Below are 13,037 nucleotides of genomic sequence, written 5' to 3'. Positions count from 1 at the left end.
GGTCTCAGGCCCGCGGCAGCTGTAGCCGCCAGGCGGCCGGCTGCACGGTCCACGTACGGGTCCTGACCGGCCCGCCGACCAGGGCGTCCGCCCGGTAGTGGAAGTCCGCGCCGGACACCGTCACCGCCCGCGCACGGGCCCGCACCGGCCGCCCGCCGCCCGGCCAGTGCACCACGACCTCGGCCAGCTCCCGGCCGTCCGCGGTCCCCGGCCGCGGCCCCTCCGCCCCGGTCCGTCCGCCGGGCACCACCGACACCCCGCGCACCGGCCGGTCCAGATCCGCCAGCAGCACCCCGTCCGCCTCGATCCGCAGCCGCTGCCCCGGCACCCGGCCCCGCCGGGCGCCCAGTCCCGCCGCCGGTGCGGCCAGCATCGCCAGCGCCGTACGGGCCGTCTTGGCGGCGGGCTTCCACCACGGCCGCGGTCCGTCCAGGCCGTCCGCCAGACCGCCCCGGCCGCCCAGGGCCTCGGCCGGGTCCACGGGAGCCGGCGGCGGCGCCGGGGCCGGCACATACGCCCCGTGCCCCAGCCGGGTCGCCGCGCTCCCGCAGGGGATGCGCAGGCCGCCCAGCACGATGCCGTCGCTGTCGTCCGTGAGCAGATCCATCGGCCGCTCCCCGCCGTCCAGGACGGCCCGCGCGGCGGCCACCGTGTCCGTGGGGACGCCCAGCGCGCGGCTCAGCGCGACCGCGGCCGGCGCACCCACCGGGACCATCGACAGCGGTACCGCGGCCAGCTCGCGTTCCTTGTGCAGCAGGCCCACCACCCGCAGCAGCGTCCGGTCGTCACCGATCACCACCGGCCGCCGGTGGCCCCGCCGGGCGAGCATCCGCCCGAATTCCTCCGGCCCCTCCGGCAGGCAGATTTTCGCGCCCGCGCCCGCACACAGGACATCCTTCGCGATCCGCACGGACTCGCCGTCCGTACTGCGGGCGACCGGGTCGATGACCACGAGCAGGGGGTACCCCCGAACGGAGTCCACAGGAGAGTGCCCAGAAGGCTGCGCCGACACCTCGGTCCTTCCTCAGGTAGCATCTCGGTGCAAGAGCCCCTTGCGCTATTGCGCCAGGGGCTTCGTCTATTCCGGGGCACCGGTCCGACGGCTCTAGTGATGACGTACGCGTGAACAGGCACGCCGACGCCATCCACGCACGTTGGACATGCCCCGCCCGGAAGGGGTGTACGCCTGTGCCCGCACTTGTGCTGCTCGGTGCTCAGTGGGGTGATGAGGGCAAGGGAAAGGCCACCGACCTGCTCGGTGGATCCGTGGACTATGTGGTGCGCTACCAGGGCGGCAACAACGCCGGCCACACGGTCGTCGTCGGCGACCAGAAGTACGCACTGCACCTTCTCCCTTCCGGAATCCTCTCGCCGGGGTGCACCCCGGTCATCGGCAACGGCGTCGTCGTGGACCCGGCGGTCCTGCTCTCCGAGCTGAGCGGACTCAACGAGCGCGGCGTCGACACGTCCAAGCTGCTGCTCAGCGGTAACGCGCATCTGATCACGCCGTACAACATCACCGTCGACAAGGTGACGGAACGGTTCCTCGGCAAGCGGAAGATCGGCACCACCGGCCGCGGCATCGGCCCGACCTACGCCGACAAGATCAACCGCGTCGGCATCCGCGTCCAGGACCTCTACGACGAGTCGATCCTCATCCAGAAGGTCGAGGCGGCCCTCGAGGTCAAGAACCAGCTGCTGACCAAGCTCTACAACCGTCGCGCCATCGAGGCCGGCCAGGTCGTCGAGGAGCTGCTGGGCTACGCCGACCAGATCAAGGGCTATGTCGCCGACACCACCCTGATCCTCAACAAGGCGCTCGACGACGACAAGGTCGTGCTCTTCGAGGGCGGCCAGGGCACGCTGCTGGACATCGACCACGGCACGTACCCCTTCGTCACGTCCTCGAACCCGACCGCGGGCGGCGCCTGCACGGGTGCGGGCGTCGGTCCCACGAAGATCAGCCGCGTCATCGGCATCCTCAAGGCCTACACGACGCGCGTCGGCGCCGGTCCGTTCCCGACCGAGCTCTTCGACGAGGACGGCGAGGCACTGCGCCGCATCGGCGGCGAGCGCGGCGTCACCACCGGCCGGGACCGCCGCTGCGGCTGGTTCGACGCGGTCATCGCCCGCTACGCCACCCGCGTCAACGGTCTGACGGACTTCTTCCTCACCAAGCTCGACGTGCTCACCGGCTGGGAGCAGATCCCGGTCTGTGTCGCGTACGAGATCGACGGCAAGCGCGTCGAGGAGCTGCCGTACTCGCAGAGCGACTTCCACCACGCCAAGCCGGTCTACGAGATGCTGCCGGGCTGGTCCGAGGACATCACCAAGGCCAAGACCTTCGCGGACCTCCCCAAGAACGCCCAGGCGTACGTCAAGGCGCTGGAGGAGATGTCCGGCGCCCCGATCTCCGCGATCGGCGTCGGCCCCGGCCGCGACGAGACGATCGAGATCAACTCGTTCCTGTCGTAGGGACACCTCCGGGGGACCTCCGCGGTCCCCCGGAACACCGCAGCAGCCGCGCGGTTACTTCACCCTGGAGTAGCCGCGCGGCTGTCTGTCGTCGCCCAGGAACTCGCGGTGCAGCGTGCCGTCGGGGCCCAGGCTGAGCACGGACGTGCTGCTCGGTGCGCAGCCGGGCGCGGCCCGGTCGACGACCGACGGGCCGACGGTCAGCTTGCCGCCCTCGGCCGCGTAGAGGGCGGCGTGCGCCGTGCAGCGGCCGCCACGGCCCATGACGACGGCGGTGAGGACCGTGCTGCCCGCCGGGGCCTGTTTGACGGTCAGCTGCTGGGTGCCGTAGCCGTCGTCGTTCGGCCGCCGCCAGGTGCCGAGGAAGCCCTCCGGGACGGTGCCGGCGGCCGGCGCGACGCGGTGCAGGGTCGCGGTGCGCCCGGCCGCGGCCCAGGTCAGGGTGCCGGCGGCGCCCTCCTCCAGGGTGTGTTCGCCCAGCGCGGCGCAGCGGCCGGCCGGCACGGACCGGACGACCGTGGTGTCCAGCCGCAGCGCGGGGTGCCCGTCCTGCCGGGTGACGGACACCAGCTTGGCGTCGCTGCGGCATTCGTAGGTCGCGCCGAGGCTGGTGCTGTTCGCGACCACCTCGCCGACCTTGCCGTGGGTGATCACGAACCGCCGCTGCTGCCCGGTGGGTTCCCCGTCCCGCAGCACCGGCCCCGACCAGGTGCCGATGTAGCCGGCCGGGATGTCGGACGCGCTGTCCTCGGCGCCCGCGCCCTCGCTCAGCAGCGGCACCGCGGCGGCGGCCGTGGCGGCCGCGAACACGGCGGTGGCGATGACCGGAAGCCATCGACGGCGGCGGCGCCGCTCGGTCGCGGTGGGCGGCGGGGGCACCGCCGGGGTGGGCGTGACCTTGGTGGTCACCATCGTCGGCGGGTGGCCTCCGGGCGGGGTGTCGGTGTCCAGGAGGAGGACGGCGTGCTGCCCCAGGCGCGCGATCAGCTCGGCCGGCAGCCAGGGAGCCGCCGACCGGCCGCCGGGCGCCGGCCCGAGGCGCTCGGCGAGCTGCTCCGGGGTGGGCCGCGCCGCCGGGTCCTTGGCCAGGCAGTCCAGGATCAGCCCGCGGATCCCGTCGGGTGCCGCGGCCAGGTCGGGCTCCTCCCGCGCGATCTTGAACATCACCGCATGCACGCCCGAAGCGGGATTGCCGAACGGCTGCCGCCCGGTGGCCGCGTACGCCAGCACCGACCCCACACAGAACACATCGCTGGCCGGGCCGACGCGGTGCCCCTGGACCTGCTCGGGCGACATGAAGCTGGGCGAGCCGACCACCGTGCCGGCCCGCGTCTGGGTCTGCTCCCCGACCGCGTCCAGGGCCCGCGCGATCCCGAAGTCGATGACCCGCGGCCCGTCGATGGTGAGCAGCACGTTGGACGGCTTGAGGTCGCGGTGCACCAGCCCGACGCCATGGATGTCGCGCAGTGCGCAGGCCAGCCCATAGGCCAGCCGCCGCAGCGAATCCTCCGGCAGCGGGCCGTAGTCGCCCTGGCGGACGTACGACCCGACGACCTGGCTCAGGGTGGGGCCCGCGATGTAACCGGTGGCGACCCAGGGGACATCGGCCTCGGTGTCGGCGTCCAGCACCGGCGCGGTCCAGCGCCCGCCGACCCGCCGCGCGGCCGCGACCTCGGCGCGGAAGCGGTCCCGGAACTCCTCCTCCGCGGCGAGTTCGGCCTTCACCAGCTTCACGGCGACGGTCCTGCCGCCCTCGGAACGGGCGAGGTAGACCCGCCCCATCCCGCCACTGCCGAGACGGCTGAGCAGCCGGTAGTCCCCGATCCACGGCGGATCGTCGGCGGTCAGCCCGCGCAGGCCGTCCATCCGGGCACCCTCCCCTTTTCGTTCCGTGCCGGAGACGCGCTCCGGCAGCGGCTTTCCTCTGAGCCTAGGCGGACCGGGATCGCGCCACGGCCCACAGCGCGTTACGACGGGAGAACGATCGAGGGGTGACGGGGGAACGACGGGCGGGTGACCAGGGAGGACGGCTGAACTGCCGGTTTCGGCGGGCGGCCGGACGCCGCGTCAGCTCGTCCCCGGCGGTCGTCGCTCTGCCCAACACCCCCTGACGTCACGGCCGTTGTCCGCCCGGACGGCCGTCGCCTCGCCAGGGCGCCCCACCCCGTTTCGCCGGTCGGCCTCACCCCGTCTTCGTGGGCGTCATTCCGGTCCTGTGGTACGTCAGCGCCTTCCCGTCGTCGGAGACGCGGCGCAGCTTTCCACCCACCATCTCCAGGGTGCTCGGCTCGCCGGGGCTGCAGCCGTCCGCTCCGGAGACCACCGTGGACGGGCCGAGGCGGACCGGGGGACCGGCGCTGGTCAGGGTGGCCGCGAAGGTGCAGCGGAAGGAGGGCCCGGTCGCCGTCATGGTCAGCACGGTGTCGCCGGTCGTGCCCTGGGTGAGCGTGAGGCGCCTGCCATTGAGGGCGGAGCCGCCGACCGTCGTCTCCCAGGTGCCCAGGTAGTCCGCGGGGAGGCCCCCGTGCACGGCGGACTGCGACGCGGCCCCGCGGTCCCCGTCCTCCGTCCGTACGCCGTCACCGCCGTTGTTGAGCACGGCGTACGCGGTGACCGCGCCGGCCCCGGCCAGCGCCAGCGCGACCGCGGTGACCAGGGCGGCCCGGGCACCCCGGCGGCGGCGCGGCGCCGCGGCGGGGGCGGCCGCCGGGGCCGCCACCGCGTGGCCGTGCTGCTCGTGGGAGCCCTGCGGCGCGTACGAAGCCGGCCCCGGCGTGACGGGACCGGGCGGCGGCGGGGTGCGGTCCGCCGCGCCGGTACGCGAGACGGCGGTGGGCAGCGCATGCACCCCGAGGGCCTCGGAGGCGGGCGACGGCGCCGCGGCCGTGGCGCCGGCCCGGTCACCGCCCGCCGCCGGGAAGTCCTGCGGGTCCTCCGCCTCCAGCAGCTCGACGGCATGCCGTCCCAGCCGGGCGATCAGCGCCCCCGGCAGCCATGGTTCGCCGTCCGCGCCCGGCCCGTCCCCGGCGCCGCTCTCCGCCCTCTCCACCAACTGCGCGGGCGTGGGCCGCTGTTCCGGATCCTTGGCCAGGCATGCGGAGATCAGCGCGCGCAGCCCCTCGGGGACCGCGGAGAGGTCCGGCTCCTCCTGGGCGATGCGGTACATCATGGCGGCCGCGATGCTGTCGGCCGTGCCGAACGGCTGCCGCCCGGTGGCCGCGTAGGCCAGCACGGACCCGAGGCAGAAGACATCGCAGGCCGGGGTCAGCGGCGCACCGCGCACCTGCTCCGGCGACATGAAGCCCGGCGAGCCGACCGACGCGCCGGTACGCGTCACCCCGCTGCCGGTGACCGCCTCCAGGGCCCGCGCGATCCCGAAGTCGATGACCCGCGGCCCGTCGATGGTGAGCAGCACATTGGACGGTTTGAGGTCGCGGTGGATGATCCCGGCCTCATGGATCGCGCCCAGCGCACGGGCCAGCCCGGCGGCCAGGATCCGCACACTCCGCTCGGGCAGCGGAATGCCGCGGGCGCCGATGACCTGCTGGAGCGAGGGGCCCGCGATGTACCCCGTGGCGACCCAGGGGGTCTCGGCCTCGGTGTCCGCGTCCAGGACGGGCGCCGTCCACTCCCCGCCGACCTGCTGCGCGGCCCGTACCTCCTGCCGGAAGCGGGTCCGGAACTCCTCCTGGCCGGCCAGTTCCGCACGCACCAGCTTGACCGCGACCGTACGGCCACGGTCCGAACGGGCCAGGAACACCCGGCCCATACCGCCCTCACCGAGCCGCCCCAGCAGCCGGTAGTCCCCGATCCGCCCCGGATCCTGCGCCCTCAGCGGCCGCAGCCCTCCGGGCCGCCCGGCCCCTCCCTGCTTCCCCGTCCGTATCAGCCGTTCCATCGTCCCGTCGCCCTTTCCCCCGCAGCCGCCCCACGGGCGCGTGGACGCCGGCGCCTTGGCACCCGGTGCTGTCCACAGCCCGCTCCCCCGCGGTGGAGGATACCGAGCAGCCGCCGCGCCCCCATAGGCCGTCGGCCCTTACGCCCCGGCGTCCGGCGGGGAATCGGGCGGACCGGGCAACGCGTCCAGCGCCCCCGACAGCTCCTCCAGCGCCGCCGTGACCCGCCGGAACCCGTCCGTCCCGCCGAGCTGTTCACGCAGCCGGGCGGCGAACTCCCCGTGGCCGGGGGCGATCCGGGCGACCGCGGCCCGGCCCTCCTCGGTCGGGGCGAGGAGCTTCGCGCGGCGGTGCGCCGGATTCGGCCGGTAGACGGCCAGCCCGCGGTCCACCAGGAGGTCGGCGATGCGCTGCACGCTCTGACGGGTGATGCCCATGACGCGGGCGATCCCGGCGACGGACAGCGGTTCGGGCAGTACGGCGCCCAGGACCTGCCACCAGGCCGCGGTCAGCCCGGCCGGGCGGGCCAGGCCGTCCGCGACGGAAAGGAACTGGCCGTTGAGCCGGAAGACGGCAAGGGCGGTACGGCTGAGGAGTTCCGGAGCCTCGGGGCCCTCGGGCGCCGGGGACGCGTCGGTCCGGGGCCCGCTCATACGGCCCCGTCCTCGGAGCCGTCCGTTCCCGCCGTCATCAAAACGGGGAAGGCCTCGGCGTCGGAGTGGGCGAACAGGCGGTACCAGGCGTCGAGGATCCGCGGCTCCATGACGCCGAGTTCGGCGAAGATCTCCCGGGCGAAGGCCACCGGCTCGGTCGGCCCCGCGGTGATCAGACCGCCGGCGCGCACCGCATCGGCCTCGCGGTAGTGGTCGCCGCCCCGGTAGCCCGGCTGCGCGGCGAGGTACGGGGCGGCGCCGCTGGTGTGCGGACGGTCGTCCAGCATGCCTTCCCGGGCCAGCCCCGCGGTCGCCCCGCAGATCGCCGCGACCGGCACCCCGGCGGCCAGGAACTCCCTGGCCTTGGCGGCGAACGGCAGCAACTCCTCGCCGGAGTCCCACAGGTGGGCGCCCGGCAGGATCAGCAGCGCACTGTCCTCGGGGCGCAGCGCGTCGAGCGCGAGACCGGGCACGATCCGCTGCCCGCCCATGGTCGTCACCGGCCGGCCGGTGGTGGCCGCGACGGTGACCACGTCGTACGGGCCCTGCGCCGCACGGAAGTAACTGCCGCTGCGGAGGTGGCCGATGGCGTGGCCGTACTCCCAGTCCGCGAGCGTGTCGTAGGCGGCGAGATGCACGGTGCGCGGATTCATGAGAGCTCCCTCGGCCGACGGCGGACTCCCGGCCCACCGTTCCCTGTTGCCTCTACGACAGCATCCTGTCCTTACGACAGCATGCTGTCAACAATGCCCACGCACACCAGGCCGACTTTGGCCGGGATACGTCGCCGACGGATGTCTCTTTCCACGTCCCGGAACTTCCCAGGGGGTGCAGCACGTAGAACGCCTACCGAGCCAACCGGCACACACCACCAGCTCCCACCACCCCGCACGCAGACGACAGCACAGCGCCACCCCGGCCCCCCCGCACGCTCCCCCTCCTTCCCTCCGCCGTCCCCAAGGAGCCCGTGTGATCCCCGCCGTACGCGCCCTCGCCCGTGCCGCCATGGCCGCGCGCCCCGTGCCGCTCGCCGAGGTCCAGGCCCGCGCCGAACTCCCCACTCGCTTCGACCGCAGCTATCTCGTCCCGGTCGAGGTCTTCGCCGCCTTCGCGGCCGAACTCACCGGCCGCCGCCGGCCGGGCGGCCCGTTCGCGGCGCTGTGCATCAACGGGCGCCGCTGGTTCCGCTACCACTCCGTCCACTACGACACCCCCGATCTCCGGTCCTTCCACGACGCCCGGCAGGGCCGCGGCCGGCGCTACCGGATCCGCGAGCGGCGCTACGCGGACACCGGGGAGCGGCAGTTCGAGATCAAGCTGACGGGGCGGCGCGGCGAGACGGTCACCCACCGCCGGCCGCTGCTGCCGGACGCCGCGGCCCTCGACGCGGCCCCGCGCGGTTTCCTCGCCGCCGTACTGGACCGCTCCTACGGCCTCGCGGCCCCCGCCCACCTGCTCCGCACCGTCGAGACCGAATACCTCCGGGCCACCTTCGTCGCGGACGGCCAGCGCATCACCTGCGATGCGGCGCTGCTGTGCCGGGACCCGGCGACCGGCCGGACGTTACGGGCCGACGGCGGGCTGCTCCTCGTCGGGACCCGGACCGCCGGCCGGCCGACGGAGGCGGACCGGCTGCTGGCGGGCTTCGGCATACCGGCCGCCGGATTCACCAAGTACTGCGGGGGGTTGTCGGCGCTGCGCCCGGATCTGGTCGGCGGGCACTGGCCGGGCGCGGTACGGACGGCGTTCCCCGCCGCGGCCCGGCGGCTGCCGCCCGGACCACCCCCTGGAGTTTCCTCCAGCCCGTAGACACTCTGTCCGCGCGCGTGGTGAGCGCCATACACACTGTCGGTACCGGGCGCCGGGCCGCGCTCCCTAGGCTGAGCGCGTTCGCCGCGACCGTTCCCACGGCGGACCCGAGCGACCCGATCCGAGGTACTGACCGTGACCACGACGCCCTCCGCTTCCGCCGCCGACCCCGCTGCCGGGGCCGCCGTGAAGGCCGCCGACCGCGCGCACGTCTTCCACTCCTGGTCCGCGCAGGGCCTGATCGACCCGCTGCCGATCGCCGGCGCCGAGGGGTCGTACTTCTGGGACTACGACGGCAACCGCTACCTGGACTTCTCCTCGCAGCTGGTCAACACCAACATCGGCCACCAGCACCCCAAGGTCGTCGCGGCGATCCAGGAGCAGGCCGCGAAGCTGTGCACCATCGCGCCCGGATTCGCGGTGGACGTCCGGTCCGAGGCCGCCCGGCTGGTCGCCGAGCGCACCCCCGGCGACCTCGACAAGATCTTCTTCACCAACGGCGGCGCGGAGGCCGTGGAGAACGCGGTCCGGATGGCCCGGCTGCACACCGGCCGCGCCAAGGTGCTGTCCGCCTACCGCTCGTACCACGGCGCCACCGCCACCGCGATCAACCTGACCGGCGACCCCCGCCGCTGGCCCTCCGACACCGCCTCGGCGGGCGTGATCCACTTCTGGGGCCCGTTCCTCTACCGCTCCGCCTTCCACGCCGAGAACGAACAGCAGGAGTGCGAGCGCGCCCTCGCGCACCTGGAGCAGACCATCGCCTTCGAGGGCTCGCAGTCGATCGCGGCGATCATCCTGGAGACCGTCCCCGGCACCGCCGGGATCATGGTCCCGCCGGCCGGCTACCTCGCCGGGGTCCGCGAGATCTGCGACCGCCACGGCATCGTCTTCATCCTCGACGAGGTCATGGCGGGCTTCGGCCGCACCGGCCACTGGTTCGCCGCCGACCACTTCGGCGTCACCCCCGACCTGCTGACCTTCGCCAAGGGCGTCAACTCCGGCTATGTCCCGCTGGGCGGCGTCGCGATCAGCGCCGAGATCGCCGCCACCTTCGACCAGCGCCCCTACCCGGGTGGCCTGACCTACTCCGGCCACCCGCTGGCCTGCGCCTCCGCCGTCGCCACCATGAACGCGATGGCCGAGGAGCGGATCGTGGAGAACGCCGCCGACATCGGCGAGCGGGTCATCGGCCCCGCGCTCCGCGAGATCGCCGAACGCCACCCGTCCGTCGGCGAGATCCGCGGCCTGGGCGTCTTCTGGGCCCTGGACCTGGTCAAGAACAAGGAGACCCGCGAACCGCTGGTCCCCTACAACGCCGCCGGCGCCGCCAACGCTCCGATGGCCGAATTCGCGGCGGCCTGCAAGCGCGGCGGTCTGTGGCCGTTCGTGAACATGAACCGGACGCATGTCGTCCCGGCCTGCACGGTCACCGAGGCCGAGGCCAAGGAGGGCCTGGCCGCCCTCGACGAGGCCCTGACGGCGGCCGACGCCCACACCGTCTGAGGCCGGCGCCGCTCCCGCCCGGCGACCGGAACCGCAGGTCACGGGCGTGCCGCACGGCATGCTCACGGCAACCTCGGGCAGCGAACCGGAGCGGCCCTCGCCTATCGTGGGCGGGGGCCGCACCCATCTGCGCGGTCAGGCACGTCGAAGGAGACGCACACGATGGCCGCCGGCGGAGACAGCTCAGTCATACGACGCAGCACCCTGCGCCAGCAGATCGCCGACGCCCTGCGCGACGAGGTCCTGGCCGGCCGGCTGCCGTCCGGCCACCCCTTCACCGTCAAGGAGATCGCCGAGCAGTACGGCGTCTCCGCCACACCGGTGCGCGAGGCGCTGCTCGACCTGTGCGCCCAGGGCCTGCTCGACGTCGAACAGCACCGCGGCTTCAGGGTGCACGCCTTCACCGCCGATGACTTCCGCGCCATGGTCGAGGCCCGCACCCTGGTCATCGAGGGCATCTTCCGCAGCGGAGCCGACCAGGCCCTGCGCGCCACCGCCGCCGGGGTGCTGATCTCCATCCGGCGCCGCGCCGACGAGGCCGAACGGGCCGCGCGGGCCGGCGACCTGGACGTGCTGATCGGCTACGACCTGCGCTTCTGGCGCGAGCTGAGCGGCATCGTGAACAACGCCTACATCAGCGACTTCCTCGACCGGATCCGCGTACAGACCTGGATGTTCGCGGTCCCGCTGCTGCGCCGCGAAGCCGACCTCAAGGGGCTGCTGTGGCACGGCCACAGCGCGCTGGCCGACGCCCTGATCCAGCACGACCTGGGCACCGCCCAGCGGCTGATCGCCGAGTACAACGAGCACTCCCTCGCTCTCGTCGGAACGCGCGGCTAGCACTACGCTGTCCCGACCATCGGCCGTAATGGGCCGTACCCGTAGCTGTACGTGCGCCGGTGTCCCCGTCCCCGACCGGAAGCGAGCCCACACTCGTGGCATGTGACCTGTGGCTGGTACCCCTCGTCGATGTGCTGTGCCACAGCCCCGACAACCCGTTCTCCGAAGAGATCGCCGCCTACGACAAGGCCCTGACGGAAGCGGGCCTGCCACCGGTCCCGGTCTTCAGCTATATGCCCGGCCTCTCCGGTGACGTCGCCCCGGTCGCCGGCTTCGACTACGACGCCCTGCACTTCCTGCGCCGCGCCTACCTGCTGCGGCTGTGCGGCCTGGAGGTGACCCCGGTCGACGAACTGGGCGGCGACTACGAGCAGTTGCTGGAGATGTTCGAGGCCACCGCCCAGCAGTCCCACCTGGTGTGGCACTACGACCACGCGGGCGCGTACGTCCCGGTCGACTTCCCGCACCCCCTGGCCAACGACGAGCTCCTGGAGGGCGGCGGCCCGCTCGGCTCCTCCCACGGTCTGCTGCGCGACCTCGAACTGGTCGCGCCATCCCTGGGCATCGATCCGGCCAATCCCCCCGCCGCCCCCGCCCCACCGGCCGGCCCCACCTCCCTGGAGGAACGGGCCACCGCCACCCCCCTGGACCACAGCCCCTACGCCCGAGAACGCCACGTCTGGCTCGGCCTCCACGCCGCCGCCACCCGAAGCCTCAGCCAAGGCTCCATGATCGTCTTCAGCTGACCCACCCGCAGCCACCCACCCACGAACACCCCCACCGGCCCTCACCCACCCCCAACGGGAGGGGACGGGCCGGAGGGGCAGGGGTGTGGGACGTAAAGCGAAGCAGTCCCACACCCCTGCCCCGGAGGCCCGTCACCGCACCCACAGCCCCGCGCAGCGGACAAGGCCCGCCGCAGGCGAAACGGCGGGGAAGCCACCCCGCAACCAAGCCACAGCCCCGCGCAGCGGACCCCGGCCCGCCGCAGGCGAAACGGCGGGGGCACCGCGCAGCGGGCCACAAACGGCGAGTAACCCCCACGGCGGGAAAGCCGAAATCGTGGGAAGCCTCACCCCGGCGGCCGCTGCCGAGGCATATTCGGCCGCGGCCGATACCCCGTGAACCGCCCCGGCGCAGCCGGCTCGGGGCGCGGCACCACGGCGGGAGAGCCGACAACGTGGTCCGAAGCAAACCGCAGCGAACCGGCCCGGAATTCCGCCATCCAGTCGGCCGTTTCGGCCCGCACCAGCTCGCCGAGGTCCTCGTTGAAGCGCCGCAGTACGCCCAGGCAGCGCTCCGCCGCCTCGCCCGCCGTGCCCTCGGCCGGCCCGAGCACTTCCCGTACGCTCTCGGTCGCCCAGTCGAACTGGAGCGCCTCCAGCCGCCGGTGAATCGCCTGCGCGGTCGCCAGGTCCCGCATCCATCCGGCGGTCACCCCGAAATACCGGTCGCCGCCCACACACACCGCGGCCAGCAGCAGCGACAGACAGCCCCAGGACGCGCCGCCCTCCCAGACCCCGGCGAGATCCAGCAGCGGCAGCGCCCCGCCGACCGTCATCGCGGCTGCGGCGCCCAGCCGCAGTAACCGTGCGCCGCGGCGCTTGGCCACCCGGTCGTGCAGGTACCAGTCGGCGGCGCGCAGTGCGCCTTGCTCGGTCCAGAGGTAGAGCGCGTCCAGACGGTCGGCCGGTTCGCCCCAGTCGCCGAGCGGGAAGACCCGTCCGGTGAGATCCCGGCGGCCGGGCCCGCCGCTCTCCCGCTGGGGGCGGTGGCTCTCCCGAGGGGGTCCCTCGGGCTGCATCTCCGGCTGACTCACCCGTGCACTCCCTCTCTACGCTCTCTACAGATACGTGCG

The 13,037-nt window shown here is 73.7% G+C and carries 11 protein-coding genes; 5 read left to right on the top strand and 6 right to left on the bottom strand.

Annotation, left to right across the window (positions count from 1 at the left end; all coding sequences use genetic code 11):
* Positions 1 to 4 precede the first annotated feature (4 nt).
* Positions 5 to 952, bottom strand: a complete 948-nt coding sequence (locus CP981_RS18575) for a diacylglycerol kinase catalytic domain-containing protein (protein ID WP_085925591.1) — start codon at positions 950 to 952, stop codon at positions 5 to 7.
* Between the two features lie 236 nt (positions 953 to 1,188).
* Here CP981_RS18575 and CP981_RS18570 point away from each other — a divergent pair, with 236 nt between their 5' ends.
* The gene (locus tag CP981_RS18570) at positions 1,189 to 2,475 is read left to right on the top strand and encodes an adenylosuccinate synthase (protein ID WP_085925568.1); all 1,287 of its coding nucleotides are present in this window, start codon (positions 1,189 to 1,191) and stop codon (positions 2,473 to 2,475) included.
* Between the two features lie 54 nt (positions 2,476 to 2,529).
* Here CP981_RS18570 and CP981_RS18565 read toward each other — a convergent pair whose 3' ends face one another.
* The 4 genes from CP981_RS18565 to CP981_RS18550 all read right to left on the bottom strand — a co-directional run bounded on the left by CP981_RS18565 (position 2,530) and on the right by CP981_RS18550 (position 7,677).
* Positions 2,530 to 4,341, bottom strand: a complete 1,812-nt coding sequence (locus CP981_RS18565) for a serine/threonine-protein kinase (RefSeq protein WP_143658910.1) — start codon at positions 4,339 to 4,341, stop codon at positions 2,530 to 2,532.
* Positions 4,342 to 4,657: 316 nt separating this feature from the next.
* A complete protein-coding gene (locus CP981_RS18560) occupies positions 4,658 to 6,373 on the bottom strand; it encodes a serine/threonine-protein kinase (protein WP_085925570.1) in 1,716 nt (571 codons plus the stop codon).
* Between the two features lie 138 nt (positions 6,374 to 6,511).
* Positions 6,512 to 7,024, bottom strand: a complete 513-nt coding sequence (locus tag CP981_RS18555) for a MarR family winged helix-turn-helix transcriptional regulator (RefSeq protein ID WP_085925571.1) — start codon at positions 7,022 to 7,024, stop codon at positions 6,512 to 6,514.
* On the bottom strand, positions 7,021 to 7,677 hold the full coding sequence (locus tag CP981_RS18550) for a DJ-1/PfpI family protein (protein ID WP_085925572.1): 657 nt from the start codon (positions 7,675 to 7,677) through the stop codon (positions 7,021 to 7,023). The genes CP981_RS18555 and CP981_RS18550 overlap by 4 nt, the downstream gene beginning before the upstream one ends.
* Positions 7,678 to 7,993: 316 nt before the next feature.
* Between CP981_RS18550 and CP981_RS18545 the strand changes: the two genes are divergently transcribed.
* From CP981_RS18545 to CP981_RS18530, 4 genes are all read left to right on the top strand, one after another.
* Positions 7,994 to 8,833: a VTC domain-containing protein gene (locus tag CP981_RS18545; protein ID WP_085925573.1), complete on the top strand. Its 840-nt coding sequence runs from the start codon at positions 7,994 to 7,996 to the stop codon at positions 8,831 to 8,833.
* A 135-nt stretch (positions 8,834 to 8,968) separates the two neighbouring features.
* Complete coding sequence (locus CP981_RS18540; RefSeq protein WP_085925574.1) at positions 8,969 to 10,339, top strand: aspartate aminotransferase family protein; 1,371 nt, start codon at positions 8,969 to 8,971, stop codon at positions 10,337 to 10,339.
* A 162-nt stretch (positions 10,340 to 10,501) separates the two neighbouring features.
* Positions 10,502 to 11,179: a GntR family transcriptional regulator gene (locus CP981_RS18535; protein WP_085925575.1), complete on the top strand. Its 678-nt coding sequence runs from the start codon at positions 10,502 to 10,504 to the stop codon at positions 11,177 to 11,179.
* 95 nt (positions 11,180 to 11,274) lie between these two features.
* Positions 11,275 to 11,925 carry a hypothetical protein gene (locus tag CP981_RS18530; protein WP_150522354.1) on the top strand — a complete coding sequence of 217 codons (651 nt, stop codon included), beginning with the start codon at positions 11,275 to 11,277 and terminating at the stop codon, positions 11,923 to 11,925.
* 326 nt (positions 11,926 to 12,251) lie between these two features.
* Here CP981_RS18530 and CP981_RS18525 read toward each other — a convergent pair whose 3' ends face one another.
* Entirely contained in the window at positions 12,252 to 12,998 is a 747-nt protein-coding gene (locus CP981_RS18525) for an SLATT domain-containing protein (RefSeq protein WP_085927492.1), read from the bottom strand.
* Positions 12,999 to 13,037 lie beyond the last annotated feature (39 nt).

Origin of the sequence: Streptomyces platensis, from assembly GCF_008704855.1 — a bacterium.
Classification (GTDB): domain Bacteria; phylum Actinomycetota; class Actinomycetes; order Streptomycetales; family Streptomycetaceae; genus Streptomyces; species Streptomyces platensis.
This window is presented reverse-complemented; position numbering and strand designations above follow the sequence as displayed.

Bases quoted from the DNA above. Each gene is read 5' to 3' on its own strand.
- CP981_RS18565 (WP_143658910.1), bottom strand. From the start codon at position 4,341: ATGGACGGCCTGCGCGGGCTGACCGCCGACGATCCGCCGTGGATCGGG.
- CP981_RS18560 (WP_085925570.1), bottom strand. From the start codon at position 6,373: ATGGAACGGCTGATACGGACGGGGAAGCAGGGAGGGGCCGGGCGGCCC.
- CP981_RS18555 (WP_085925571.1), bottom strand. From the start codon at position 7,024: ATGAGCGGGCCCCGGACCGACGCGTCCCCGGCGCCCGAGGGCCCCGAG.
- CP981_RS18550 (WP_085925572.1), bottom strand. From the start codon at position 7,677: ATGAATCCGCGCACCGTGCATCTCGCCGCCTACGACACGCTCGCGGAC.
- CP981_RS18535 (WP_085925575.1), top strand. From the start codon at position 10,502: ATGGCCGCCGGCGGAGACAGCTCAGTCATACGACGCAGCACCCTGCGC.